This window comes from Citrobacter koseri ATCC BAA-895 (assembly GCF_000018045.1).
GTDB lineage: Bacteria > Pseudomonadota > Gammaproteobacteria > Enterobacterales > Enterobacteriaceae > Citrobacter_B > Citrobacter_B koseri.
The window spans coordinates 2,470,261-2,492,534 of record NC_009792.1 but is presented as its reverse complement, the minus strand read 5'-3'; the positions used below and the strand labels follow the sequence as shown (position 1 = coordinate 2,492,534).

At 54.7% G+C, this 22,274-nt stretch carries 19 protein-coding genes and 1 other annotated feature; of the genes, 12 read left to right on the top strand and 7 right to left on the bottom strand.

The window, feature by feature from the left end; all coding sequences use genetic code 11:
* Positions 1–77: 77 nt before the first annotated feature.
* Both acrR and mscK read left to right on the top strand, forming a co-directional pair.
* On the top strand, positions 78–731 hold the full coding sequence (gene acrR / locus CKO_RS11425; RefSeq protein ID WP_012133511.1) for a multidrug efflux transporter transcriptional repressor AcrR: 654 nt from the start codon (positions 78–80) through the stop codon (positions 729–731).
* Positions 732–850: 119 nt separating this feature from the next.
* Complete coding sequence (gene mscK, locus CKO_RS11420; protein ID WP_012133510.1) at positions 851–4,213, top strand: mechanosensitive channel MscK; 3,363 nt, start codon at positions 851–853, stop codon at positions 4,211–4,213.
* Between the two features lie 36 nt (positions 4,214–4,249).
* Here mscK and CKO_RS11415 read toward each other — a convergent pair whose 3' ends face one another.
* The 3 genes from CKO_RS11415 to priC form a co-directional block, all read right to left on the bottom strand.
* Entirely contained in the window at positions 4,250–5,197 is a 948-nt protein-coding gene (locus tag CKO_RS11415) for an Rpn family recombination-promoting nuclease/putative transposase (RefSeq protein WP_024130586.1), read from the bottom strand.
* Between the two features lie 69 nt (positions 5,198–5,266).
* On the bottom strand, positions 5,267–5,434 hold the full coding sequence (gene rsmS, locus CKO_RS11410; protein WP_012133507.1) for a pleiotropic regulatory protein RsmS: 168 nt from the start codon (positions 5,432–5,434) through the stop codon (positions 5,267–5,269).
* 14 nt (positions 5,435–5,448) lie between these two features.
* Complete coding sequence (gene priC, locus CKO_RS11405) at positions 5,449–5,976, bottom strand: primosomal replication protein N'' (protein ID WP_024130585.1); 528 nt, start codon at positions 5,974–5,976, stop codon at positions 5,449–5,451.
* Positions 5,977–6,045: 69 nt separating this feature from the next.
* On the opposite strand from priC, the gene CKO_RS11400 reads away from it, so the two are divergent.
* From CKO_RS11400 to hemH, 8 genes are all read left to right on the top strand, one after another.
* Complete coding sequence (locus tag CKO_RS11400; protein ID WP_012133505.1) at positions 6,046–6,423, top strand: DUF454 family protein; 378 nt, start codon at positions 6,046–6,048, stop codon at positions 6,421–6,423.
* A 150-nt stretch (positions 6,424–6,573) separates the two neighbouring features.
* A complete protein-coding gene (gene apt / locus CKO_RS11395) occupies positions 6,574–7,125 on the top strand; it encodes an adenine phosphoribosyltransferase (protein ID WP_012133504.1) in 552 nt (183 codons plus the stop codon).
* A 189-nt stretch (positions 7,126–7,314) separates the two neighbouring features.
* Positions 7,315–9,240, top strand: a complete 1,926-nt coding sequence (gene dnaX / locus CKO_RS11390) for a DNA polymerase III subunit gamma/tau (protein WP_012133503.1) — start codon at positions 7,315–7,317, stop codon at positions 9,238–9,240.
* Positions 8,573–8,637 (top strand) — a sequence feature (DnaX frameshifting element). It overlaps the preceding gene by 65 nt.
* A gap of 45 nt (positions 9,241–9,285) precedes the next feature.
* Positions 9,286–9,615 (top strand): YbaB/EbfC family nucleoid-associated protein, encoded by a 330-nt coding sequence (locus CKO_RS11385; RefSeq protein WP_001515903.1) that lies wholly within the window; start codon positions 9,286–9,288, stop codon positions 9,613–9,615.
* Positions 9,615–10,220, top strand: coding sequence for a recombination mediator RecR (gene recR, locus CKO_RS11380; RefSeq protein ID WP_012133502.1), 606 nt, complete (start codon positions 9,615–9,617; stop codon positions 10,218–10,220). Before CKO_RS11385 ends, recR begins: the two co-directional genes overlap by 1 nt.
* A 109-nt stretch (positions 10,221–10,329) precedes the next feature.
* On the top strand, positions 10,330–12,204 hold the full coding sequence (gene htpG / locus CKO_RS11375) for a molecular chaperone HtpG (protein ID WP_012133501.1): 1,875 nt from the start codon (positions 10,330–10,332) through the stop codon (positions 12,202–12,204).
* Positions 12,205–12,441: 237 nt separating this feature from the next.
* A complete protein-coding gene (gene adk, locus CKO_RS11370) occupies positions 12,442–13,086 on the top strand; it encodes an adenylate kinase (RefSeq protein WP_012133500.1) in 645 nt (214 codons plus the stop codon).
* Positions 13,087–13,212: 126 nt separating this feature from the next.
* Entirely contained in the window at positions 13,213–14,175 is a 963-nt protein-coding gene (gene hemH, locus CKO_RS11365) for a ferrochelatase (protein ID WP_048902402.1), read from the top strand.
* A gap of 2 nt (positions 14,176–14,177) precedes the next feature.
* Here hemH and aes read toward each other — a convergent pair whose 3' ends face one another.
* The gene (aes, locus tag CKO_RS11360) at positions 14,178–15,137 is read right to left on the bottom strand and encodes an acetyl esterase (RefSeq protein WP_024130584.1); all 960 of its coding nucleotides are present in this window, start codon (positions 15,135–15,137) and stop codon (positions 14,178–14,180) included.
* Positions 15,138–15,289: 152 nt separating this feature from the next.
* On the opposite strand from aes, the gene gsk reads away from it, so the two are divergent.
* The gene (gene gsk / locus CKO_RS11355; RefSeq protein WP_012133497.1) at positions 15,290–16,594 is read left to right on the top strand and encodes an inosine/guanosine kinase; all 1,305 of its coding nucleotides are present in this window, start codon (positions 15,290–15,292) and stop codon (positions 16,592–16,594) included.
* A gap of 90 nt (positions 16,595–16,684) precedes the next feature.
* Here the strand turns inward: gsk and ybaL are convergent, their stop codons facing one another.
* Entirely contained in the window at positions 16,685–18,361 is a 1,677-nt protein-coding gene (gene ybaL / locus CKO_RS11350) for a YbaL family putative K(+) efflux transporter (RefSeq protein ID WP_012133496.1), read from the bottom strand.
* Positions 18,362–18,640: 279 nt separating this feature from the next.
* On the bottom strand, positions 18,641–19,861 hold the full coding sequence (gene fsr, locus CKO_RS11345; RefSeq protein ID WP_012133495.1) for a fosmidomycin MFS transporter: 1,221 nt from the start codon (positions 19,859–19,861) through the stop codon (positions 18,641–18,643).
* Positions 19,862–20,035: 174 nt separating this feature from the next.
* Between fsr and ushA the strand changes: the two genes are divergently transcribed.
* On the top strand, positions 20,036–21,688 hold the full coding sequence (gene ushA, locus CKO_RS11340; protein WP_012133494.1) for a bifunctional UDP-sugar hydrolase/5'-nucleotidase UshA: 1,653 nt from the start codon (positions 20,036–20,038) through the stop codon (positions 21,686–21,688).
* A gap of 81 nt (positions 21,689–21,769) precedes the next feature.
* On the opposite strand, the gene ybaK is transcribed toward ushA, so the two are convergent.
* Positions 21,770–22,249: a Cys-tRNA(Pro)/Cys-tRNA(Cys) deacylase YbaK gene (ybaK, locus tag CKO_RS11335; protein ID WP_012133493.1), complete on the bottom strand. Its 480-nt coding sequence runs from the start codon at positions 22,247–22,249 to the stop codon at positions 21,770–21,772.
* Positions 22,250–22,274: the final 25 nt, after the last annotated feature.

Sequence of the window (22,274 nt, the reverse complement as noted above, 5' to 3'; positions counted from 1 at the left end):
CGTTTATATTATCGTCGTGCTATGGTACATACATCCACAAATGTATGTAAATCTAACGCCTGTAAATTCACCGACATATGGCACGAAAAACCAAACAACAAGCACAGGAAACTCGGCAACACATCCTGGATGTAGCTCTGCGTTTGTTCTCGCGACAAGGGGTATCATCCACTTCGCTCGCGGAGATTGCAAAAGCCGCTGGCGTCACACGCGGTGCAATCTATTGGCACTTCAAAAACAAGTCGGATTTATTCAGTGAAATCTGGGAGCTATCAGAATCCAATATTGGTGAGCTTGAGATTGAGTATCAGGCAAAATTCCCCGACGATCCACTATCAGTATTAAGAGAAATTTTAGTCCATCTTCTTGAAGCAACCGTGACGGAAGAGCGCCGACGTTTATTGATGGAAATTATATTCCACAAATGCGAATTCGTGGGTGAAATGGCGGTAGTGCAACAGGCGCAGCGAAGCATCTGCGTGGAAAGCTATGATCGCATTGAACAAACGCTAACACATTGTATTAAAGCAAAAATGCTCCCGGGAAACCTGATGACGCGTCGTGCGGCAATATTAATGCGCGGCTATATTTCCGGCATCATGGAAAACTGGCTTTTTGCGCCGCAATCCTTTGATCTGAAAAAAGAAGCGCGAGATTACGTCGCCATCTTGTTGGAAATGTATCTGCTTTGCCCGACGCTGAGAGCGGCGCCTGCCCTCGAAAGCCCCTGATATCATTCCAGGAATTATCCTGGACATTTTCCGTTCCGCTATTCTGTCCGTCACCGCCGTGATATTCTTGCGGCTTGACTATTTCCGGTCATTCTTCCGGTTCAGAAACCTTCACTCCCATGACTATGTTGCAGCTCTATAAACGTTCATCGCATCTTGTTTTTATCTCAATCATTTTCTTTGTGTTATTGCTGTGCGGTCAGTCGTTGGCGTTTGCCCGTGCGCAAACGAATGGCGATCTGCCGTCGAAAGCAGACGTGCAAAGCCAGCTGGATGCGCTGGGTAAACAGAAAGACCTCTCGGCGCTGGATAAACTGGTCCAGCAGGATCTCATCGATACGCTCGCCACGCTTGATAAAATCGATCGGGTAAAAGAGGAGACCACGCAATTACGCCAGAAAGTCGCGCAGGCGCCGGAAAAAATGCGTCAGGCGACGGACGCGCTGAATGCCCTCAGCGATGTGGATAATGACGACGAAACGCGAAAAACGTTGAGCACGCTTTCGCTGCGCCAGCTGGAACTTCGGGTTGCGCAGGTGCTGGATGATTTGCAGAACTCGCAAAACGATCTGGCGACTTACAATAGTCAGCTGGTTTCGCTCCAGACGCAGCCTGAGCGTGTGCAAAACGCGATGTATACCGCGTCGCAGCAAATGCAGCAAATCCGTAATCGACTGGACGGCACCAGTGTCGGGGATAGCGCATTGCGCCCGAGTCAACAGGCTCTGCTACAGGCGCAACAGGCGTTGCTTAACGCGCAAATCGATCAGCAGCGCAAAAGTCTGGAAGGCAATACGGTTTTGCAGGATACCCTGCAAAAGCAGCGCGATTACGTCACGGCGAACACCAATCGACTGGAACACCAGCTCCAGCTTTTGCAGGAAGCGGTCAACAGCAAACGTCTGACGCTAACCGAGAAGACGGCGCAGGAGGCGATCTCGCCGGATGAAACGGCGCGTATTCAGGCTAACCCTCTTGTGAAGCAGGAGCTGGATGTCAATCATCAACTGAGCCAGCGTTTGATCACGGCAACCGAAAACGGCAACGCGCTCATGCAGCAGAACATCAAAGTCAAAAACTGGCTTGATCGCGCGCTGCAATCAGAGCGCAATATCAAAGAGCAGATTGCGGTGCTGAGAGGCAGTTTGCTGTTGTCGCGTATCTTGTATCAGCAGCAGCAAACGCTGCCGTCGGCAGATGAACTTGTCGATATGACCAACCGGATTGCGGATTTGCGTCTGGAGCAGTTTGAAGTTAACCAGCAGCGTGACGCTTTGTTTCAGAACGATGCCTTTGTGGCCAAACTGGAAGAAGGGCACACTGACGAGGTTAATGACGAAGTGCATGATGCGCTGCTGCAAGTGGTTGATATGCGCAGGGAATTGCTGGATCAGTTGAATAAGCAACTGGGTAATCAGCTGATGATGGCCATTAACCTGCAAATCAATCAACAGCAGCTGATGAGCGTCTCGAAAAACCTTAAAGAGATCCTGACTCAGCAAATCTTTTGGGTTAACAGTAACCGCCCGATGGACTGGGACTGGATTAAAGCCTTCCCGCAAACGCTGAAAGATCAGTTCAGGTCGATGAAAATTACGGTGAACTGGGAAAAGGCCTGGCCTGCGGTATTCATCGCATTCCTCGCGGGGCTGCCTTTGCTGCTGATCGCTGGGGTGATTCGCTGGCGACTGAAATGGCTTAAAGCGTACCAGGAGAAGCTGGCGGCTGCTGTGGGATCATTGCGTAACGACAGCCAGCTCAATACGCCGAAAGCGATTTTCATCGATCTGATTCGCGCCTTGCCGGTTTGTCTGATAATCCTTGCGGTGGGGCTGATCCTCCTCACCATGCAGTTGAATATTAGCGACCTGTTATGGGCGTTCAGTAAAAAGCTGGCGTTGTTCTGGCTGGTATTCGGTCTGTGCTGGAAGGTGCTGGAGAAAGAGGGCGTTGCCATTCGGCACTTCGGCATGCCGGCGAAATTGACCAGCCACTGGCGCCGCCAGATTGTGCGCATCAGTCTGGCGCTACTGCCGCTGCATTTCTGGTCGGTGGTCGCTGAACTTTCTCCGCTGCATCTGATGGACGATGTGCTGGGGCAGGTGGTGATTTTCCTCAACCTTCTGCTTATTACTCTACTGGTGTGGCCAATGTGCCGCGATAGCTGGCGTGATAAGGAGTCGCATGGTTTACGTCTGATCACGATTACCGTGCTCTCCATCATTCCCGTCGCGTTGATGGTGTTGACCGCGACGGGCTATTTCTATACCACGCTACGCCTGTCCGGGCGCTGGATTGAAACCGTCTATCTGGTGATTATCTGGAACCTGCTGTATCAGACCGTGTTACGCGGCCTGAGCGTCGCGGCGCGTCGTATTGCCTGGCGCCGTGCGCTGGCGCGTCGTCAGAATCTGGTGAAAGAGGGGGCAGAAGGCGCGGAGCCGCAGGAAGAACCGACCATTGCGCTGGAACAGGTTAACCAGCAAACGCTGCGCATCACCATGCTGCTGATGATTGCCCTGTTCGGGGTGATGTTCTGGGCGATTTGGTCCGATCTGATCACCGTGTTCAGCTATCTCGACAGCATCACGCTCTGGCACTACAACGGCACGGAAGCGGGCGCCGCGGTGGTTAAAAACGTTACGATGGGCAGCCTGCTGTTTGCCATTATTGTGTCAATGGTGGCCTGGGCGCTGATCCGTAACTTACCTGGCCTGCTGGAAGTTCTGGTACTTTCCAGACTGAAAATGCGCCAGGGGGCTTCGTATGCGATCACCACGATCCTCAACTACATCATCATTGCCGTTGGCGCGATGACGGTATTCGGATCGCTTGGCGTATCGTGGGACAAACTACAGTGGCTGGCGGCGGCGTTATCGGTCGGTCTTGGTTTCGGCTTGCAGGAGATTTTCGGTAACTTCGTCTCTGGCATTATTATCCTGTTTGAACGCCCGGTACGCATTGGCGATACGGTGACTATCGGCACCTTCTCCGGGACGGTCAGCAAGATCCGTATTCGTGCGACCACCATTACCGACTTCGATCGTAAAGAGGTGATCATTCCGAACAAAGCCTTCGTGACCGAGCGATTGATCAACTGGTCGCTGTCCGACACCACCACCCGGCTGGTGATCCGCCTTGGCGTCGCCTATGGCTCGGATCTGGACAAAGTGAAAAAAGTGCTGTTGCAGGCGGCGACGGAGCACCCGAAAGTGATGCGTGAGCCAGAACCTGCGGTGTTCTTTACCACGTTTGGCGCCAGTACGCTCGATCATGAACTGCGTCTGTACGTGCGTGAACTGCGCGATCGCAGCCATACGGTGGATGAGCTGAACCGGACCATCGATCGTTTGTGTCGTGAAAATAACATCGACATCGCTTTTAACCAGCTTGAAGTGCATCTGCGCAATGAGAAAGGTGACGAAGTGACGGAAGTTAAACGCGAAATCAAAGGCGACGATCCGACGCCGTCGGTGGGCTAAGTTCTGTTCAGGGCGGCCAGGCCGCCCTGAGTGTCTCTAATGGGAGAGTGCAGACAGCTCTTCTGGCGAGAGTCCGGTTAGGTGGGTGATCAGATCGGGGGCCAGACCGCTGTCGAGCATTTTGAGAGCGATGCTGCGCGCTTCGGCCTGACGACCTTCTTCTAAGCCCTTTTGCCGTCCTTGCTGCATTCCCTGTTGCATTCCTTTTTGCAGGCCGTCTGCTCTGCCTTTCTCTTCCAGCCATTCGGCAATGCTCATCAGTTGCTCCTTATACTGGGGGGCGCTGCTGGCCAGTTTGCGGATCAACGCGCCGGGGTCCGTGGTATTCCCAACCTGCAACATATAGTGTATCAGCACGCTGATTTGGCTGCGGGTCAGGTGTTCCTGCGTTAATAGCGTGATTAATTGATCCTGTAATTCGGCCAGATCGCGTCGGCGTATATGCTTTTGCAGCAGCTCCAGCATCGCCATCCGCCGATGCCGCATGATCTGATTATCCGGCATTACGGTCAGGTCTACCAGCGCAAATTCATTGCTGTAAAGGCTATTGGCAAGCGTGGGCTCACAAAACATATTCTGCCAGTTCAGGCTGTAGGGCCACGGGCTAATTGACCCGTGGTAGAACAGTAAGGGAACCACTAACGGCAGCGTGTCGTGCCCGGCATCAAGATGCCGCTGCATGGCGGCGATGGCATAACGCATCAGGCGAAACGCCATGAATTTATCGGGTTTGCTTTGATGCTCAATCAGCGCATAAACGTAGCCTGGTCCATGCGTAGTTTGCAGGGAGTAGAGGATGTCTGAATAGCTGGCCCGTAAGTTGTCTTCGACAAAACTTCCTGACTCCAGCGTCAGGGAATCCAGATTGCAGATGCGAAGAAAGGTGTCAGGTAAATGGATCTGTAAAAAACCCCGCGCGATCGCTTTTTGCGTCAGCAGTTGCCGAAATACCGCATCATGCGGCGTGGTTGAAAGTCGTTCCATGAACTGTCCGTCGTCATTGTGTCCCGACGCAGACTCTGACATTGACGGTGAGGACGCACCAGCTCCCTTTTAATCGCTTTGCGAGGCGTCTTCCGCGTTTTTTAGTTTGTTTTCATAATCACGCTTCACAATTTCCAGCGCGCGTAGCACGGTTTGCGCGGGCAGCTGATTCTCTTCAAGCAGGACGATCAGATCGACGGCCAGTTTGACGTCGTCCGGGGCATTCTCAAGCGACATATTTTCTCCAGTGGTTAACGGGTCAGGCGCGCCAGTACGCGCTCTATTTTTTCCAGCGCATGGCGACAGCGCGCCAGACGGCCTTCAAACGCCTCGATTTCCCGGTGCAGCGCCTGCTGCTCGGTGAAGCCGGTGACCTGTGCCAGACGGGCTTTACGCTCCTCGGTCATTTCCAGCAGACGACGCTCAAACTCCTGATGTTTTACGCGTTTACGTTGCCAGCGCGCCAGCCCCGGGGAGGCGCTGTCCCACTCCCTGAGCGACCAGGTCGCGGTTTCCCGTGTTATCGCCTCAATCTGTGAAACCAGGCGTTCCGCCAGCCAGGCAATCTGCGGCAACGTCTGTTGTTCAACCGCATGGCGCAACGCGTCAAGGTTGGTTCCGGCTTCATCCAGATACGCCTTCAATAGCGTGCTGCGGGTGCGAAAAAGATGCCTGTCAAAGCGTGCGCTGAGCGTCGCATGCTGTGCCAGCGGCGCGCTCTGCTGGCGCAGACTGGCGAGCTGGCTTTCCAGCCTGTGTAACAGCATGGCGGTTTTCAATGTAACACTCCGATGAAAATGATAACTGTTATGCTACAGTAGCAGCCTTGTGTGCTACGTACTGTCATTATGAAACGTACTATTTTAATCATCATTGGCTGGCTGGCGGTAGTGTTAGGGACGCTGGGCGTCGTGTTGCCGCTATTGCCTACTACGCCGTTTATTTTACTGGCGGCCTGGTGTTTTGCCCGTTCGTCGCCGCGCTTTCATGACTGGCTGCTTTACCGCTCCTGGTTTGGCGGCTATTTGCGTCACTGGCAAAAGCATCGCGCGATGCCGCCGGGGGCGAAACCACGCGCTATTGCATTGATATTGATTACATTCGGTATCTCGCTTTGGCTGGTGCATATGATGTGGGTACGAATACTGCTGCTGGCGATCCTGGCCTGCCTGTTGATTTTTATGTGGCGGATACCGGTGATTGATGAAAAGCAACAAAAGCACTGAAGCGCAATAATCGCTGTTGCAATTGTCTTACGCAGCCAGTAAATTCGACCGTTTTCGAGCACAGGCGCAGACGGTTAAAGGTTAAACAATCGTTACTTTGACCCCCTTAATTCGCGCCGTGAGTAACACCGTAATAGCAGGCATATATCCATGACCGCGACTGCACAGCAGCTTGAGTTTCTCAAAAATAGCATTAAAAGCATTCACGATTACCCGAAACCGGGCATTCTTTTCCGTGATGTCACCAGCTTGCTGGAAGACCCGAAAGCCTATGCGCTCAGCATTGAATTGCTGGTTGAACGATACAAAAATGCAGGCATCACCAAAGTTGTCGGCACCGAAGCGCGTGGCTTCCTGTTTGGCGCGCCGGTCGCGCTGGGCCTGGGCGTCGGGTTTGTTCCGGTGCGTAAACCGCGCAAATTGCCGCGTGAAACGATCGCTGAAAGCTATGAGCTGGAGTACGGCACCGATCAGCTTGAAATCCACGTTGATGCCATCAAACCGGGCGATAAAGTGCTGGTGGTGGACGATCTCCTGGCGACCGGCGGCACAATCGAAGCGACTGTGAAGCTGATCCGTCGTCTGGGTGGGGAAGTGACCGATGCCGCTTTCATCATCAATCTGTTCGATCTGGGTGGTGAGCAGCGTCTGGCAAAACAGGGGATTACCTGTTATAGCCTGGTTCCCTTCCCGGGGCACTGATTCAGGCTAGCTTATTCGCCACTTTGGTTCCGGCCAGTGCCCGACAAAACGCATTTGCGTTTTGAACGCCGCTTGCGGCGGCTCAAAAGGGTGAGCGTCGCGAATAAAGCCTCACAACCTCGCTGTATTTGCGAGGTTGTGTTAGCATTCCCCCCATGAATCCACCTTCCAGCGTTTCAGAGCCAGCCAATGAGTTATCAGGTCTTAGCCCGAAAATGGCGCCCACAAACCTTTGCTGACGTCGTCGGCCAGGAACATGTGCTGACCGCACTGGCGAACGGCTTGTCGTTAGGGCGTATTCATCACGCATATCTTTTTTCCGGCACCCGTGGCGTCGGTAAAACCTCCATCGCCCGTCTGCTGGCGAAGGGACTGAACTGTGAAACCGGCATCACCGCCACGCCGTGCGGCGTATGTGACAACTGCCGGGAAATCGAGCAGGGGCGTTTTGTCGATCTGATTGAGATCGACGCCGCGTCGCGCACCAAAGTGGAAGATACCCGCGACCTGCTGGACAACGTCCAGTACGCGCCCGCGCGCGGCCGGTTTAAGGTCTATCTGATCGACGAAGTGCATATGCTCTCGCGGCACAGCTTCAACGCGTTGCTTAAAACGCTCGAAGAACCGCCCGCGCACGTTAAGTTTCTGCTGGCGACCACCGATCCGCAGAAGCTGCCGGTGACGATCTTGTCGCGCTGCCTGCAATTCCATCTCAAGGCGCTGGATGTCGAACAAATTCGCCATCAGCTTGAGCATATCCTTAACGAAGAACATATCGCGCATGAGCCGCGCGCGCTGCAACTGCTCTCCCGCGCAGCGGACGGCAGCCTGCGCGATGCGCTCAGCCTGACCGACCAGGCGATCGCCAGCGGTGACGGGCAGGTCTCCACCCTGGCGGTGAGCGCGATGCTCGGCACGCTGGATGATGACCAGGCGCTTTCGCTGGTCGAGGCGGTGGTTGCCGCCAATGGCGAGCGCGTGATGTCGCTGGTGAATGATGCCGCCGCGCGCGGTATTGAGTGGGAAGCGCTGCTGGTCGAAATGCTGGGGCTGTTGCACCGCATTGCGATGGTGCAGCTGTCGCCTGCTGCGCTGGGTAACGATATGGCGGCGATTGAGCAGCGCATGCGTGAACTGGCGCGAACCGTGCCGCCAGCGGACATACAGCTCTATTACCAGACGCTGTTGATTGGCCGCAAAGAATTGCCTTACGCGCCGGACAGACGGATGGGCGTTGAAATGACGCTATTACGCGCGCTGGCATTCCACCCACGTATGCCGCTGCCGGAACCGGAAAGACCGCAGCAATCTTTTGCGCCGGTCGCGCCAACGGCGGTGATGACGCCGACGCAGGTGCCTTCGCAACAATCCGCTCCGGTACGCCAGGAGGTGCCGTTGCCAGATGCCACCAGCCAGGTGCTGGCGGCGCGCAACCAGCTTCAGCGTGCTCAGGGAGCAACCAAAACAAAAAAGAGTGAACCGGCAGCCGCTTCCCGCGCGCGGCCGGTAAATAACGCTGCGCTGGAAAGATTAGCCTCTGTCTCTGAACGCGTTCAGGCGCGTCCGGCGCCGTCTGCGCTGGAACAGACGCCGACGAAGAAAGAAGCCTACCGCTGGAAGGCGACCAATCCGGTGGTGGAAGTAAAAGAGGTTGTGGCCACGCCGAAAGCGCTGAAAAAGGCGCTGGAGCATGAAAAAACACCGGAACTGGCGACCAAACTGGCCGCGGAAGCGACCGAACGCGATCCGTGGGCGGCACAAATTAGCCAGCTCTCCCTGCCGAAGCTGGTGGAACAGGTGGCGTTAAACGCCTGGAAAGAGGAGAACGGCAATACCATTTGCCTGCATCTGCGTTCCACGCAGCGACATCTTAACTCCACTGGCGCGCAGCAAAAGCTGGCAGAAGCATTGAGCGCCCTGACGGGAACGACAGTTGAACTGACCATCGTTGAAGATGATAATCCGGCGGTGCGAACGCCGCTGGAGTGGCGTCAGGCGATTTATGAAGAGAAACTTGCGCAGGCGCGTGAGTCGATTATTGCGGATAACAACATTCAGACGCTGCGTCGATTCTTTGACGCGGATCTGGATGAAGAGAGTATTCGCCCCATTTGATCGTAAGCCCGGCTTGCGATTGTAAACCATCAAGAGAGAGAGCTTATGTTTGGAAAAGGCGGTCTGGGCAACCTGATGAAGCAAGCCCAGCAGATGCAAGAAAAAATGCAGCAGATGCAGGAAGAAATCGCCAAACTGGAAGTCACCGGCGAGTCTGGCGCAGGTCTGGTGAAAGTGACCATTAACGGTGCGCACAACTGCCGTCGCGTGGAAATCGACCCAAGCCTGCTGGAAGACGACAAAGAGATGCTGGAAGATCTGGTCGCTGCGGCGTTCAACGATGCGGCGCGTCGCATTGAAGAGACCCAGAAAGAGAAGATGGCGTCTGTCTCCTCCGGTATGCAACTGCCGCCTGGCTTTAAGATGCCGTTCTGATGCAAACCAGCCCGCTGTTAACTCAGCTTATGGAAGCACTGCGCTGTCTGCCGGGCGTTGGCCCGAAGTCAGCGCAGCGCATGGCGTTTACGCTGCTTCAGCGTGACCGCAGCGGCGGGATGCGTCTGGCGCAAGCGCTCACCCGGGCGATGTCGGAAATCGGCCACTGCGCCGATTGCCGCACCTTCACTGAGCAGGACGTGTGCAATATCTGTTCGAATCCGCGTCGTCAGGAAAACGGTCAAATCTGCGTGGTGGAGAGTCCGGCGGACATCTACGCCATTGAGCAGACCGGGCAATTCTCTGGCCGCTACTTCGTACTGATGGGGCATCTGTCGCCGCTCGACGGCATCGGGCCGGACGATATCGGTCTCGATCGTCTGGAGCAGCGTCTGGCGTCAGAACAGCTCAGCGAAGTGATCCTCGCGACCAACCCGACGGTCGAAGGGGAGGCTACCGCGAACTATATTGCCGAACTTTGTGCGCAATATGGCGTTGAAGCCAGCCGTATCGCCCACGGCGTACCGGTGGGCGGCGAACTGGAAATGGTCGATGGCACCACGCTGTCCCACTCGCTTGCCGGGCGTCATAAGATTCGTTTTTAATCAAACGGGAGAACATTCGCGTTCTCCCGCTTGAAAACTCATTTCCCGTCCCCATTTCTCCCTCAACGCATTTTGACCTTGTAAATGGCATTGTTGAGGTATTTATCCAATGAAAGGACAAGAAACTCGTGGTTTTCAGTCAGAAGTAAAACAGCTTCTGCACCTGATGATCCATTCTCTGTACTCCAATAAAGAAATTTTCCTGCGTGAGCTTATCTCTAACGCCTCAGATGCGGCGGACAAGCTGCGTTTTCGCGCGCTGTCGAACCCGGATCTGTATGAAGGCGACGGCGAGCTGCGCGTGCGTGTCTCCTTTGATAAAGATAAGCGTACGCTGACCATCGCCGATAATGGCGTGGGGATGAACCGTGATGACGTTATCGATCATCTGGGAACCATTGCGAAATCCGGCACTAAATCTTTCCTCGAATCAATGGGTTCCGATCAGGCGAAAGACAGCCAGTTGATCGGCCAGTTCGGGGTCGGCTTCTACTCTGCGTTTATCGTCGCGGATAAAGTGACCGTGCGTACCCGCGCGGCGGGCGATAAGCCGGAAAATGGCGTGTTCTGGGAATCGGCGGGCGAAGGTGAGTACACCGTTGCGGATATCACTAAAGACGATCGCGGTACGGAAATCACCCTGCACCTGCGTGAAGGCGAAGACGAGTTCCTTGATGACTGGCGCGTACGCTCCATCATCAGCAAATATTCCGACCATATCGCATTGCCGGTAGAGATTGAAAAACAGGAAGAAAAAGACGGTGAAACGATCGTCTCCTGGGAGAAAATCAACAAGGCGCAGGCGCTGTGGACGCGTAACAAGTCAGAAATCAAAGACGACGAGTATAACGAGTTCTACAAGCACATTGCTCACGACTTCACCGACCCGCTGACCTGGAGCCACAACCGCGTGGAAGGTAAGCAGGAGTACACCAGCCTGCTGTACATCCCGTCTCAGGCGCCGTGGGATATGTGGAACCGCGATCACAAACATGGGCTGAAACTGTACGTACAGCGCGTCTTTATCATGGACGACGCCGAGCAGTTTATGCCGAACTACCTGCGCTTCGTGCGTGGTCTGATTGATTCCAACGATCTGCCGCTGAACGTTTCCCGCGAAATCCTTCAGGACAGCACCGTTACCCGCAACCTGCGCAGCGCGTTGACCAAACGTGTTCTGCAAATGCTGGAAAAACTGGCGAAAGACGATGCGGAAAAATACCAGACCTTCTGGAAACAGTTTGGTCTGGTGCTGAAAGAAGGCCCGGCGGAAGATCATGCCAACCAGGAAGCCATCGCGAAACTGATGCGCTTTGCCTCAACGCATACAGACTCTTCCGCACAAACCGTCTCTCTGGAAGATTATATCTCCCGCATGAAAGAAGGGCAGGAGAAGATCTACTACATCACGGCAGACAGCTACGCGGCGGCGAAGAGCAGCCCGCACCTGGAGCTGCTGCGTAAGAAAGGCATCGAAGTGCTGCTGCTTTCCGATCGCATTGATGAGTGGATGATGAATTACCTGACCGAGTTCGATGGTAAGGCGTTCCAGTCCGTGTCTAAAGTTGACGAATCGCTGGAAAAACTGGCGGATGAAGTCGATGAAAGCGCAAAAGAAGCGGAAAAAGCGCTGACGCCGTTCGTTGAGCGCGTGAAAACCCTGCTGGGCGATCGTGTGAAAGAGGTGCGTCTGACGCATCGTCTGACCGATACTCCGGCCATTGTCACCACCGACGCTGACGAGATGAGTACCCAGATGGCGAAGCTGTTTGCCGCTGCCGGTCAGGCCGTGCCGGAAGTGAAATACATCTTTGAACTCAACCCGGATCACGTACTGGTGAAACGCACGGCGGATACCCAGGACGAAGCGCAGTTTAACGAATGGGTAGAGCTGCTGTTGGATCAGGCGCTGTTTGCCGAACGCGGTACGCTGGAAGATCCGAACCAGTTTATCCGTCGTATGAACCAGTTGCTGGTGTCTTAATCGGCACCGCGTCATGCCGGATGGCGCTAATGCTTATCCGGCCTACGAGCAGGTTGCTTATGTAGGCCCGATAAGCGCAGCGCCATTGGGCATTTTTTATTTTATCCTCTCTTTTTCTTCATTTTCCCGCCGTTAACCGTTTCAGCGCAGGGCGCCTTCCTTGAGCGAATTGCGTGATGGTGGTATCGTTTAGCGCTTTTTTAAAAAATATCGACAACCTTTAAGGGGATTTTCGTAATGCGTATCATTCTGCTTGGCGCTCCGGGCGCGGGTAAAGGAACTCAGGCTCAGTTCATCATGGAGAAATATGGTATTGTGCAAATCTCCACTGGCGACATGCTGCGTGCCGCCGTGAAATCTGGCTCCGAGCTGGGTAAACAAGCGAAAGACATCATGGACGCCGGCAAGCTGGTGACCGATGAGCTGGTGATTGCGCTGGTAAAAGAGCGTATCGCGCAGGACGATTGCCGCAACGGTTTCCTGCTGGACGGCTTCCCGCGTACAATTCCGCAGGCTGACGCCATGAAAGAAGCGGGCATTGCGGTTGACTATGTTCTCGAATTCGACGTACCGGACGAGCTGATCGTTGACCGCATCGTGGGCCGTCGCGTGCACGCGGCGTCTGGCCGTGTTTATCACATCAAATTCAATCCGCCGAAAGTGGAAGGCAAGGACGATGTGACCGGCGAAGAGCTGACCACCCGTAAAGACGATCAGGAAGAGACCGTTCGTAAGCGTCTGGTGGAATACCATCAGATGACTGCGCCGCTGATTGGTTATTACCAGAAAGAAGCAGAAGCGGGTAACACTAAATACGCGAAAGTGGACGGTACTCAGGCCGTTGCCGATGTGCGTGCTGACCTTGAAAAAATCCTCGGTTAATCCGTAAATTGCCCGATGGCGCTGCGCTTATCGGGCAAATTCTCATCTTACCTCTCACAGCAATTAGTTCTTCTTCCTCGCTTTTCCGCTACAATTATCAACAATTTGAATCAACAAGAGGCGGTAATGCGTCAGACGAAAACCGGTATCCTGCTGGCTAACCTCGGCACTCCCGATGCCCCAACTCCTGAAGCGGTTAAACGCTATCTGAAGCAATTTTTAAGCGATGAGCGCGTGGTGGATACTTCCCGCCTGCTGTGGTGGCCGCTTTTGCGTGGTGTGATTTTGCCGCTGCGCGCGCCGCGTGTCGCAAAACTGTACCAGTCTATCTGGCAGGAAGGCGGATCGCCGTTGCTGGTTTACAGCAGGGAGCAACAGCAGGCGCTGGCAGAGCGTCTCCCGGATACGCCCGTTGCGCTGGGGATGAGCTACGGTTCGCCGTCGCTGGAAAGCGCGGTCGATGAACTGCTGGCGAACCACGTCGATCACATCGTGGTGCTGCCGCTCTACCCGCAATACTCCTGTTCGACGGTGGCGGCCGTCTGGGACGAACTGGCGCGTATTCTGGCGCGTAAACGCAGTATTCCAGGCGTCTCGTTTATTCGTGACTACGCTGATGACAATAGCTATATCACCGCCCTGGCAAATAGCGCCCGTGCCTCGTTTGCCCAACATGGCGAGCCGGACTTGCTGCTGCTCTCGTATCACGGCATCCCGCAGCGTTACGCTGACGAAGGCGACGACTACCCGCAACGCTGTCGCGATACTACCCGTGAACTGGTCTCCGCGCTTGGTCTGGCGCCAGAAAAAGTGATGATGACCTTCCAGTCGCGCTTTGGCCGCGAGCCGTGGCTGACGCCGTATACTGACGAAACGCTGAAAATGCTGGGCGAAAAAGGCATCGGGCATATTCAGGTGATGTGTCCGGGTTTTGCGGCGGATTGTCTGGAAACGCTGGAGGAGATCGCGTTGCAAAACCGGGAAATCTTCCTTGAGGCGGGCGGTAAAAAATACGAATACATTCCGGCGCTCAATGCCGCGCCGGAACACATCGATATGATGCTGAAGCTGACCGCGCCGTACCTCTGAGGCTATTTTAACTGCGCCATAAAGAAACGCGCGCCATCCTGTAGCGCATCGTCAGCGGTTTTCATCATGCGTGAATAGTGCAGGAAGGCGTGCAGCGTGCCGGGGTACATCCGGTACTCACTGGGCTGATTATGCGCCTGGAGCGTCTGGTGCAGCAGACGGCTGTCATCAAGTAACGGATCGAACTCCGCGCCGGCAATAAAGCAGGGCGGCACATTGCGGGTCAGATCGTTATTGAACAGGCAATACCAGGGGGATTCGCGATCCAGCTCGTCACGCAGATAGGCGTTTTCATACCTCTCCAGATCCTGACGGGTTAAGCCGTCCCATTCTCCGCCAAACAAACGGCGGCTGGGCGAATCCTGTAACCCGTAGAGACCATACCACAGCAGCGTGGCGACCACGCTCCCGCATACAATCTGCTTATCGCGCAGCCACAGCGCGCTGGCGAGCGCCAGCATAGCGCCTGCGGAATCCCCGGCAAAACCGATTTGCGCCATGTTCAATGCGTATTCATCGGCGCGTTGATGAAAGAACCGACATGCCGCGACGGTCTCCTCAATCGCCTGTGGGAAACGTGCTTCGGGAGAGAGCGTATAGTCGATGCCGACGACCGTACACCGCGTATAGCTCGCCAGCAGCCGCATAATGCGGTCGTGGGTATCCAGATTACCGAGAATAAATCCGCCGCCGTGCAGATAAAACAGCGTTGCCCTGCTGTTGTGCTGTGGATAATACAGACGCGTGGCGACCTCGCCGTAGGGTGTGGGAACCGCCGCCGCCCGCGTTGCCATCTGCGGCGCTCCGGCGTTCCAGAACTGGCGTTCGCGGGTGTAGTGCTGGCGCTGTGCCGCAATGTCATCCGCAGGCCACGGCGGCAGCTCCGCCTGATGAACGTTGATGACGGCCCTCATCTGCGCAGAAATAAGATCGATAACGGGAATTTTGTTTTCTGGCTTCATAACGCGCTCCTTGTGAAATGCCTCCATTGTAGAAAGCGATCGCCAATAAACTGCGATCTCACCGTCCGATATTGAAACTCCGCGCCTCGTCGCGCGGGCAGGGGGGAATGTGCTACCATGCACCGCTCAGTTATCCACCTGTAAACACAATCATGAAATTTCCCGGTAAACGTAAATCCAAACACTATTTCCCCGTTAATGCCCGTGACCCGCTGTTGCAACAAATTCAGGCTGAAAATGAAACCAGCGCGTCATGGGTGGTTGGTATCGATCAGACGCTGGTGGATATTGAAGCGAAAGTCGATGATGACTTTGTGACACGTTATGGATTGAGCGCCGGGCATTCTCTGGTGATTGAGGATGATGTCGCAGAAGCGTTGTATCAGGAGCTGGTGCGTGAAAACCTGATCACCCACCAGTTTGCTGGTGGCACCATTGGTAACACCATGCACAACTACTCGGTGCTGGCGGACGATCGCTCCGTTCTGCTGGGCGTGATGTGCAGCAACATTGAGATTGGCAGCTACGCCTATCGCTATTTATGTAACACATCGAGCCGTACCGACCTCAACCACCTGCAAGGGGTTGATGGTCCCATTGGCCGCTGCTTTACGCTGATTGGCGAATCCGGCGAGCGTACCTTCGCCATCAGTCCCGGCCACATGAACCAGCTTCGGGCGGAGAGCATCCCGGAATCGGTGATTGCGGGCGCATCTGCGCTGGTGCTGACCTCCTATCTGGTGCGCTGTAAACCGGGCGAGCCGATGCCGGAAGCGACCATGAAAGCCATTGAGTACGCGAAAAAGCATAATGTGCCGGTGGTGCTGACCCTGGGGACGAAGTTTGTTATCGCCGATAATCCGCAGTGGTGGCAGGCGTTCCTCAAAGAGCATGTCTCCATTCTGGCGATGAATGAAGAAGAGGCGGAAGCGTTAACCGGCGAGAACGATCCGCTGCTGGCGTCTGATAAGGCGCTGGACTGGGTGGATCTGGTGCTGTGTACCGCCGGGCCGATTGGGTTGTATATGGCGGGCTTTACCGAAGATGAAGCGAAACGCAAAACCCAGCACCCGCTGCTGCCGGGGGCGATTGCCGAGTTTAATCAGTATGAGTTCAGCCGTGCGATGCGGCATAAAGATTGTCTCCATCCGCTGCGGGTCTACTCGCACATCGCCCCGTACATGGGCGGGCCGGAAAAAATCATGAATACCAATGGCGCGGGAGACGGCGCGCTGGCGGCGCTGTTACATGATATTACCGCCAATAATTATCACCGCACCAATGTGCCTAACTCCAGCAAGCATAAATTCACCTGGCTGACCTATTCGTCTTTGGCGCAGGTGTGTAAGTATGCGAACCGTGTGAGTTATCAGGTATTGAACCAGCATTCCCCGCGGTTGACGCGCGGTCTGCCGGAACGGGAAGACAGCCTCGAAGAGTCTTACTGGGATCGATGAGTTATTGCCCGATGGCGTTGCGCTTATCGGGCCTACAAGAAAATCGTAGGCCGGATAAGGTGATTACACCGCCATCCGGCATCACGCCGTTTAACCCGTTACCACTTCGCCTGCGGGCGGGGTTTCCAGCAGCTCCAGCATGGTGCGGGCAATTTCACGCTCGCCCATCACCACCTGATTCGCTCCGCGCTCGGTGATGTATTCCACCTCATCGTCATAATGCGCGCGCGCGATAATCTCAATGTGCGGGCATTTCTCGCGGGCGGAGGCCACGATTTCACCGGCTTCGTAGCCGTTCGGAATGGTCAGCAGCAGCCAGCGAGCGCAGTCCAGATGCGCCAGGTTCATGATCTCTTCGTTAGCGGCATTCCCCAGTACGGCGCGAATACCGCGCTCACGCAGCTCATCCACGCGGGTACGTGAGGTTTCAATGACCACCAGCGGAATGCCTGCCGCCATCAGTTTTTCGCCCAGCAGACTACCGACGCGGCCAAAACCGACCAGCAGCGCGTGGTTGCATATATCCACCGGAATCTGCTTCTCTTCTTCGATCGCTTCTTCCAGCGTCTGCTCTTCCAGCGTTTCCGTTTTGGCGAGGTATTTCTCTAACAGCGCAAACAGCACCGGGTTGAGCATAATCGACAGAATCGCGCCCGCCAGCACCAGGTTCTGCCCTGCCTGCGGCAGCAGATCCAACGCCATGCCCAGACCTGCCAGAATAAAGGCAAATTCACCAATCTGCGCCAGGCTGGCGGCGATGGTCAGCGCGGTGCGCGGCGAGTGCCCGAACAGGCGAACCAGGAAGAAAGCGGCAACCGATTTACCAAAGATAATAATGGCCAGCGTAGCCAATACCGCCATCGGCTGTTGAATCAGGATTAACGGGTCAAACAGCATCCCGACGGAGACAAAGAACAGGACCGCAAAGGCGTCGCGAAGCGGCAGTGTATCGTGCGCGGCGCGGTGGCTCAATTCTGATTCGTTTAACACCATCCCGGCAAAGAAAGCGCCCAGCGCAAAGGAAACATCGAACAGCTCGACGGCGCCAAAGGCGATGCCCAGCGCCAGCGCCAGTACGGAAAGGGTAAACAGTTCACGGGAGCCGGTGGCGGCGCTGCGTGCCATAATCCACGGCACCAGACGGCGCCCAACCAGCATCATAATGGCGATAAACGCCACCACTTTACCGATGGTGATGCCCATATCAACTGCCAGCGACGCGAAGCCGACATCGCCTTTTTCCAGCATTCCCGCCACAGCGGGCAGAAGAACCAGCGTCAGAACCATCACCAGATCTTCCACAATCAGCCAGCCGATGGCGATTTGCCCGCGCTGACTGTCAATAAGCTGTCTCTCTTCAAGCGCGCGCAGCAGCACCACGGTACTGGCGGTTGAAAGACATAACCCGAAGACGATACCGGTCATGAGCGACCAGCCCAACACCGCTGAAAGCGCCATACCCAGCAACGTCGCCACGGCTATCTGGGCGATCGCGCCGGGAATGGCGATGGCCTTTACCGCCATCAGATCCTTCAATGAAAAGTGCAACCCGACGCCGAACATCAGCAGGATTACGCCAAGCTCCGCCAGTTCAGGCGCAAGTTTGGTATCCGCGACAAAACCCGGAGTAAATGGCCCCGCAAGAACGCCCGCTAACAGATATCCCACCAGAGGAGAAATACGCAGTTTATTGGCAAGCATGCCGAGTATAAAAGCGAGCACGAGGCCGCCAACAATGGTGGTAATAAGCGGGGTGGCGTGATGCATTCCGTCTCCTTTGGTCGTTATGTTGATCCATTTTTGGTCGCCCTGGCGTCATCGCTCGCACAGCCTCACAAACGATGGCGCCAGAGAAACCAAAATTCCAGGTAATAGTTTATGACAATTTCGATGTTTATGTTTATGAATAATTGTTGAAATTTGATGAAAAGTGGAATTTAGAATAAAAAAGGCACGGATTGGAAAACTGGCGGGGTGTCTGTGAGCTAAAGGCTTACGGTGACTGGAAGAGAGTGCGACCAAAGTTTACCTTTGGCCGCAGGAAAATCAGGCTTTATGTCGGTTGTCAGGCAAGAATATGGTCAGTATCCCCAGAAGTGGCAGGAAAGCACATATTTTGTAGACCAAATCAATACTGGTGTGGTCGGCGAGCAGGCCTAATACCGCAGCGCCAAGGCCTCCCATACCGAACGCGAAACCGAAAAAGAGCCCAGAAACCATACCGATACGCCCCGGAAGCAGTTCCTGCGCATACACCAGGATGGCAGAAAAGGCCGATGCGAGGATAAAACCAATTATCACGGTTAAAATCCCCGTCCAGTGCAGGGTTGCATAGGGTAAAACGAGAGTAAACGGCGCTACACCCAGAATTGAGCCCCAAATAACATATTTTCGGCCTATTTTATCACCCAGAGGCCCGCCGATTACCGTTCCAGCCGCAACGGCAAACAGGAAGGCAAACAGATGAAACTGTGCGTTTTGTACCGATAATCCGAATTTTTGCATCAGATAAAAGGTGTAATAGCTGCTGATGCTCGCCATATAGAAGTATTTGGAGAAAATCAGGACTAACAGCACGCTGACGGCAAGTATCACTTTATTGCGCGGCAGCGGATTGACGATGGTCGCCTTCGGTTTTCCTTTACTTATCCGGTGTTGCGCGGCATACCAGCGGCTGATCTGCGCCAGCACAATAATGGCCAGCAACGCGGCCAATACAAACCAGGCCACATTACCTTTGCCATATGGCGCGATGATGACAGCAGCCAGTAGCGGCCCCAGCGAACTGCCGAAGTTGCCGCCAACCTGGAAGATGGATTGCGCCAGCCCGTGGCGCCCGCCGGAGGCCATACGCGCCACGCGGGAAGATTCTGGATGAAATACCGAAGAACCGGTGCCGACCAGCGCCGCCGCCAGCAGCACGGCGCCAAAACTGCCCGCCAGCGCCAGCAGTACCAGACCGCTCAGCGTAAAGCACATCCCAATGGGGAGCGACCACGGCATGGGATATTTATCCGTCCAGTATCCGACGACCGGCTGGAGCAGGGAGGAGGCGAGCTGGAAGGTCAGGGTAATCATCCCTATCTGCATAAAGGTCAGGGAAAACTCTGATTGCAGCAGCGGGTAAATCGCTAAAATTAGCGACTGGATCATATCGTTCAACAAATGAGACAGGCTGATCGCGCCTAAGATGCCAAACGAGGTGCGTGCTTTAGTCGCCGCAGCAGAGGCGCCCGCTAACGGCTGGGTTGGTTCACTCATTGCCATAGAATGTCACTTCTGTTTTGTTTGCGATGTTGGGGATAATCGAATTTGTAATTATTACTCGACTAACATACCTGTGGACGGTGTTTGAAGGAAGTCTCAATTCTGAAAACATTTTCGACTATTATTTCAGATCATTGTAATTTCAGCGGTTGATATTGAGTCAGGGAGAGAAGCATGAAATTTTTGAAACGGGGTGTGGCGCTGGTATTGTTTGCCGCGTTTACGCTGGCAAGCCAGCCTGTTCAGGCTTATGAAAAAGATAAAACCTATAAAATCACCATCCTGCATACTAACGATCACCACGGCCATTTCTGGCGCAGCGAATACGGCGAGTACGGTTTATCGGCGCAAAAAACGCTGGTGGACGGCATTCGCAAAGAGGTTGCGGCTGAAGGCGGCAGCGTGCTGCTGCTTTCCGGTGGTGACATTAACACTGGCGTACCGGAATCCGACTTGCAGGACGCGGAACCTGACTTTCGTGGTATGAACCTGATTGGCTACGATGCGATGGCCGTCGGTAATCATGAGTTTGATAATCCGCTCAGCGTGCTGCGTCAGCAGGAAAAGTGGGCCAAATTCCCCTTCCTCTCCGCCAATATCTACCAAAAGAGTACCGGAGAACGCCTGTTCAAGCCCTGGGCTATTTTTAAACGCCAGGATCTGAAAATCGCCGTCCTCGGATTGACGACGGACGACACGGCGAAGATCGGTAACCCGGAATTCTTCACTGATATCGAGTTCCGTAAACCGGCCGAAGAGGCGAAGGTGGTGATTCAGGAACTGCAAGTGAATGAAAAGCCGGACATCATTATCGCCACTACCCACATGGGGCACTATGACAACGGCGATCACGGTTCGAACGCGCCGGGCGATGTTGAAATGGCGCGTAGTCTACCAAAAGGCTCGCTGGCGATGATTGTGGGTGGTCACTCACAGGACCCGGTGTGCATGGCGTCCGAAAACAAAAAGCAGGTTGATTATGTGCCGGGTACGCCTTGCGCGCCGGATAAGCAGAACGGCATCTGGATTGTGCAGGCGCATGAGTGGGGGAAATACGTTGGCCGCGCGGACTTTGAGTTCCGTAACGGCGAGATGAAAATGGTCAACTATCAGCTCATTCCGGTAAACCTGAAGAAGAAAGTCACCTGGGATAACGGGAAAAGTGAGCGCGTACTTTACACCCCGGAAATTTCAGAAAATCAGCAAATGCTCTCGCTTCTGACGCCATTCCAGAACAAAGGTAAAGCGCAGCTGGACGTGAAGATTGGTAGCGTCAATGGTCGTCTTGAAGGGGATCGCAACAAAGTTCGCTTTGTGCAGACTAATATGGGCCATCTGATTCTGGCCGCGCAAATCGCGCGCACCAGCGCCGATTTCGGCGTGATGAGCGGCGGGGGGATTCGCGACTCGATTGAAGGCGGCAACATTACCTATAAAAGCGTGCTCAAGGTGCAGCCGTTTGGCAACGTAGTGGTCTATGTCGACATGAGCGGTAAAGAGGTAATTGATTACCTGACCGCCGTCGCGCAGATGAAGCCGGATTCCGGGGCGTATCCGCAGTTTGCGAACGTCAGTTTTGTGGCGAAAGACGGCAAACTTCATGACCTGAAAATTAAAGGCGAGCCTGTTGACCCGGCGAAAACCTACCGGATGGCGACGCTGAGCTTCAATGCGACGGGCGGCGACGGGTATCCGCAAATTGATAATAAACCGGGATACGTGAATACCGGGTTTATTGATGCGGAAGTGCTGAAAGAGTACGTGCAGAAGAACTCACCGCTGGATGCCAGCGCGTATGAGCCGAAGGGCGAAGTCAGCTGGCAGTAACAGGGCGTAGTGCCGGTACGGGTCAATGCGGTTTGTAGGCCTGATAAGCGTAGCGCCATCAGGCAATCATTCTAAAATCGCTTAATCCCGGCGAGCGATATCGGCGAATTTCGCATCCAGAATTTTGGCTAAATCGCCCGCCGCCAGCTCGATGTCCAGCCCGCGTTTGCCGCCGGAAACATAAATGGTGGCGAACGTTTGGGCTGGCGCGTCAATCAGCGTCGGCAGCCGTTTTTTCTGCCCCAGCGGGCTGATGCCGCCGACCAGATAACCTGTCGTCCGTTGGGCGACCATCGGATCGGCCATATCGACCTTTTTAGCTCCCAGCGCTTTCGCTACTTTTTTCAGATCCAACTGTCCGGCAACGGGCGTTACCGCGACCGCCAGGTGCTTCATATCGCCGTTTACGGCAACCAGCAGCGTCTTGTAAACCTGATCAGGATTCAGGCCTAATTTGCGCACCACTTCATCGCCAAAATTGGTTTCTGACGGATCGTGATCGTAGGCGTGGATCTGAAAAGTAATGTTGTTTTTTTCGAGTAATTTTACGGCGGGTGTCATAGCAATTATTCCTGGCCCAGACAAA

What these genes read in the sequence shown, in the direction of transcription:
- htpG (WP_012133501.1), top strand. Translation starts at nt 10,330, where the DNA reads ATGAAAGGACAAGAAACTCGTGGTTTTCAGTCAGAAGTAAAACAGCTT.
- CKO_RS11415 (WP_024130586.1), bottom strand. Translation starts at nt 5,197, where the DNA reads ATGGAACGACTTTCAACCACGCCGCATGATGCGGTATTTCGGCAACTG.
- gsk (WP_012133497.1), top strand. Translation starts at nt 15,290, where the DNA reads ATGAAATTTCCCGGTAAACGTAAATCCAAACACTATTTCCCCGTTAAT.
- ybaK (WP_012133493.1), bottom strand. Translation starts at nt 22,249, where the DNA reads ATGACACCCGCCGTAAAATTACTCGAAAAAAACAACATTACTTTTCAG.
- apt (WP_012133504.1), top strand. Translation starts at nt 6,574, where the DNA reads ATGACCGCGACTGCACAGCAGCTTGAGTTTCTCAAAAATAGCATTAAA.
- ushA (WP_012133494.1), top strand. Translation starts at nt 20,036, where the DNA reads ATGAAATTTTTGAAACGGGGTGTGGCGCTGGTATTGTTTGCCGCGTTT.
- hemH (WP_048902402.1), top strand. Translation starts at nt 13,213, where the DNA reads ATGCGTCAGACGAAAACCGGTATCCTGCTGGCTAACCTCGGCACTCCC.
- ybaL (WP_012133496.1), bottom strand. Translation starts at nt 18,361, where the DNA reads ATGCATCACGCCACCCCGCTTATTACCACCATTGTTGGCGGCCTCGTG.
- dnaX (WP_012133503.1), top strand. Translation starts at nt 7,315, where the DNA reads ATGAGTTATCAGGTCTTAGCCCGAAAATGGCGCCCACAAACCTTTGCT.
- fsr (WP_012133495.1), bottom strand. Translation starts at nt 19,861, where the DNA reads ATGGCAATGAGTGAACCAACCCAGCCGTTAGCGGGCGCCTCTGCTGCG.
- CKO_RS11385 (WP_001515903.1), top strand. Translation starts at nt 9,286, where the DNA reads ATGTTTGGAAAAGGCGGTCTGGGCAACCTGATGAAGCAAGCCCAGCAG.
- acrR (WP_012133511.1), top strand. Translation starts at nt 78, where the DNA reads ATGGCACGAAAAACCAAACAACAAGCACAGGAAACTCGGCAACACATC.
- CKO_RS11400 (WP_012133505.1), top strand. Translation starts at nt 6,046, where the DNA reads ATGAAACGTACTATTTTAATCATCATTGGCTGGCTGGCGGTAGTGTTA.
- rsmS (WP_012133507.1), bottom strand. Translation starts at nt 5,434, where the DNA reads ATGTCGCTTGAGAATGCCCCGGACGACGTCAAACTGGCCGTCGATCTG.
- adk (WP_012133500.1), top strand. Translation starts at nt 12,442, where the DNA reads ATGCGTATCATTCTGCTTGGCGCTCCGGGCGCGGGTAAAGGAACTCAG.
- recR (WP_012133502.1), top strand. Translation starts at nt 9,615, where the DNA reads ATGCAAACCAGCCCGCTGTTAACTCAGCTTATGGAAGCACTGCGCTGT.
- mscK (WP_012133510.1), top strand. Translation starts at nt 851, where the DNA reads ATGACTATGTTGCAGCTCTATAAACGTTCATCGCATCTTGTTTTTATC.
- aes (WP_024130584.1), bottom strand. Translation starts at nt 15,137, where the DNA reads ATGAAGCCAGAAAACAAAATTCCCGTTATCGATCTTATTTCTGCGCAG.